This is a genomic window from Candidatus Cloacimonadota bacterium (assembly GCA_011372345.1).
Classification (GTDB): domain Bacteria; phylum Cloacimonadota; class Cloacimonadia; order Cloacimonadales; family TCS61; genus DRTC01.
In genome coordinates this window covers 1-2974 of record DRTC01000586.1, presented here as the reverse complement: position 1 = coordinate 2974, position 2974 = coordinate 1, and the positions used below count along the sequence as shown (strand labels likewise).

Annotated in this window: 2 protein-coding genes; both read right to left on the bottom strand. The window is 34.4% G+C overall.

Features of this window, described 5'->3' with window-relative positions:
- The coding region (locus tag ENL20_11195; protein HHE39117.1) for a MerR family transcriptional regulator at positions 1-288 on the bottom strand (288 nt) is incomplete at its 3' end.
- A 355-nt stretch (positions 289-643) separates the two neighbouring features.
- Entirely contained in the window at positions 644-2125 is a 1482-nt protein-coding gene (lnt, locus tag ENL20_11190) for an apolipoprotein N-acyltransferase (GenBank protein HHE39116.1), read from the bottom strand.
- Positions 2126-2974: the final 849 nt, after the last annotated feature.

Here is a 2974-nt window from a genome sequence, read left to right as displayed (position 1 = left end):
TTCTTTCACTTCATCTTTATCAACCGTAAAATCCAGCACCATCTGTGGTTTCGTCTTTTTCATTTCCTTTAATTTCTTACGAGCACCTTCTATTGTATATTTCTGTGTATAGAGCATGTATTTGATCTTTTTCAGGAGTTCGATATCTTCGGGATTATATCTGCGGTTTCTGTCTTTTGCTTTTTTGGGTTTCAATTGCGGGAATTCTTTTTCCCAATATCGTAAAACATGTGCTTTAAGTTCTAATAAATTACAAACTTCACCGATCGTATAATAATATTTTTTCATTTTCTCACCACAAAGTCACAAAGACACAAAGATTTTTTACCCGCGAAACACACGAAAATACACGAAAATTTTAACAGCGAATCCGTCTTCGTTAAAACTACGACGGGACAAGCAAAACGAACAAGAACTGACTTTTTTTGCCACTGACTTTCACTGACCAACAATGACTTCTTCATTTTTTCCTTCGTTATTCATCATTCCTTGTTCGATATTGGATATTCTTGGTTTTGATTGTTCTCGACTCGAACTGCGTTACAAGTCAAGTCCAATCATATCCTGTAAATCCTGTTATCCTGTCTTTCCTTTTTCTTTCAGTGCATTCGGTGTTTTCGGTGTTAATTTTTCCGTGTTCCTTTCATCTGATCATCCATTTTTTCAGGAGGAACACGACAATTAATAATCCTGCTCCAAACACGAAAACCAATGGAAACCAGTAAAGATATTTTGTAAAGATAGAATTTCCTTCATAAAGAAATAATCTATCGTGAATAACATTTCTTTCAAATAGTCTGGTTTTTTGGAGAACTTTCCCGGTTGGAGAAATGATCAGCGAATAACCTGTATTTGCGGCTCGATAGATCTGCTTTCTCGTTTCGATCGCCCGGAATTTTGTCATAACTGCGTGCTGGTATGTTCCTGCAGAACGATAGAACCAGGCATCATTGGTGAGATTCACAATGAAATCTGCATTTTGCTGAGCTATTTTTAAAGTCAATTTTGAGAAGGCAATTTCAAAGCAGATCAAGGGTGAATATTTATAGCCATCTACATCATAAAATTCCAGTTCTGTTCCATATTCCCAGTTTGCCTGACCGAAATCCAGTTTCCAGAGGAGCGGAAAAATATTTAAAAATGGAATTCTCTCTCCAAAAGGGACGAGTACATTTTTATAATATAAAGGATAATATTTTCCGTTCTTATCGATTCTTGTGCAGGAGTTATAAAACTTAAAACGGCTATGATAAGTAGAATCAGCAATCTCATAATGCGGGAAACCGGTGAAAATGTCTGTTTGAACCTTTCTTGCTGTTCTGCTGATAAAACTCCTGAATTTTGTCTGTCGCTTGACATAAGCAGGAATCGCTGATTCAGGCCAGATGATCAAGGAAGAATTATTTTTCGCAGCAATTTCCGAATATTTCTCATACAAAATAAGAGTTGAATCGAGATAACTCTGTTCCCATTTTTTGTTTTGAGGAACACTGACCTGTACGATGGAAATATCGGTTTTGGTTTCTTGTAAAGGAATTGTAATTAATCGATATATTCCATATCCAAACCAGATAATCAGCAGCAAAATTATCGATAGTAAATTTCTTATTAGATTATTCCTCAATTCATAAAAGAATATATTCAAAATGATGATCAATAAGGAAAGAAGATAAATTCCGCCGATTTCAGCAGGTTGGAGCAGAATTAAATAATCCGACAGAGAATATCCGGCATTGAACCAGGGAAAGCGGAATTCACCAAAATTTTGGAGATATTCAAAAGAAAGCCAGAAACAGATAAATATTAAATAGCGAAGTTTGGGGAGGATTTTCCATAAATTTCTGATCAAAAGGAAAAGAATGGAAAAATAAATTCCAAATAAAATGAATAATCCGAAAAATCCGGGAATCGTAACGAGAGAAATCCAATGTAAGCTGATAAGAGTGTAAACCGTGCTGAAAATTATTGCGGAAAGGATTATTTTCTTATTCTTAAGATTTTCATTAAAAAGAGAAAAAAGCGGGATAAATCCCCAAAAACTCAAGAAACCAAGATGTAGCGGAAGTCTGCTCAAACCTAATAACAAAGCGGCTAATAGAGGTTTATAAATATAGGATTTTTTCATTCTTGGAATCTCTTATTTTAAAGACGATTCATCGAAAATTTGTTTTTAGAAATCCACAACTTCAATTGTGGGCTTCTCTTAACTCCATATTTATCTTCTTTCATACACAAATTCTGCAATCCACATTTCCTTTTCGGAAAGCAGAAGACAAAGATTATTCTTTATTTCAAAAAATTTCCAGGGAAAAACAGAAACTGCGAGTATTTTCTCTGAATCAGGATGTTCGAGAGCAAAACGGGATAACTTAAAATCCTGGAATTTATCAGTCTGATAATAACCAGGAGACTCTTTGACAAATTGGCCGAGACTTTCAAAAAATGTTGTTTTATCATTAACTTTATCATAAATTAGTATGTAATTCAAAGTTTTTGTCAATTGCTGCGGTTTATCGATCTGAAATTTTCCGAAAGTGTAGATGTTATTCTCTCCGAATTTTTTGGTAACAACGATTTCCTTTCTATTTTCATCAAAAATGTAAAAAGTTTCGTCGCTGCTGATATCGAATAAACCTGGTTCACCAATATTCTCGATCTCAAATTCAGTTATCCATTTCCCTTCCGTATCAAACTTTTTGACCTTTTTCTCAAAACTGTCCAAAGCCAGCAGATTGCCGTCAGGAGCAGTTTTTATATCGGAAAGTTTGGTAAAATTATGTTTCTCAAAACCGAGTCCGCCGATCTTGTTGATTCTTTTCCCGTTTTGATAAATATGGATTATATTGGAGTTTTTTTCAATGATAAAAGCGGTTTTTTCAGTACTTGAATAACAGCATTTTTGGGGAATAAAATCAAGTTCAATTTTTTGGATAATATTCAAATGTATAGGAACAACTTTCTGTTGCTGCTGGGA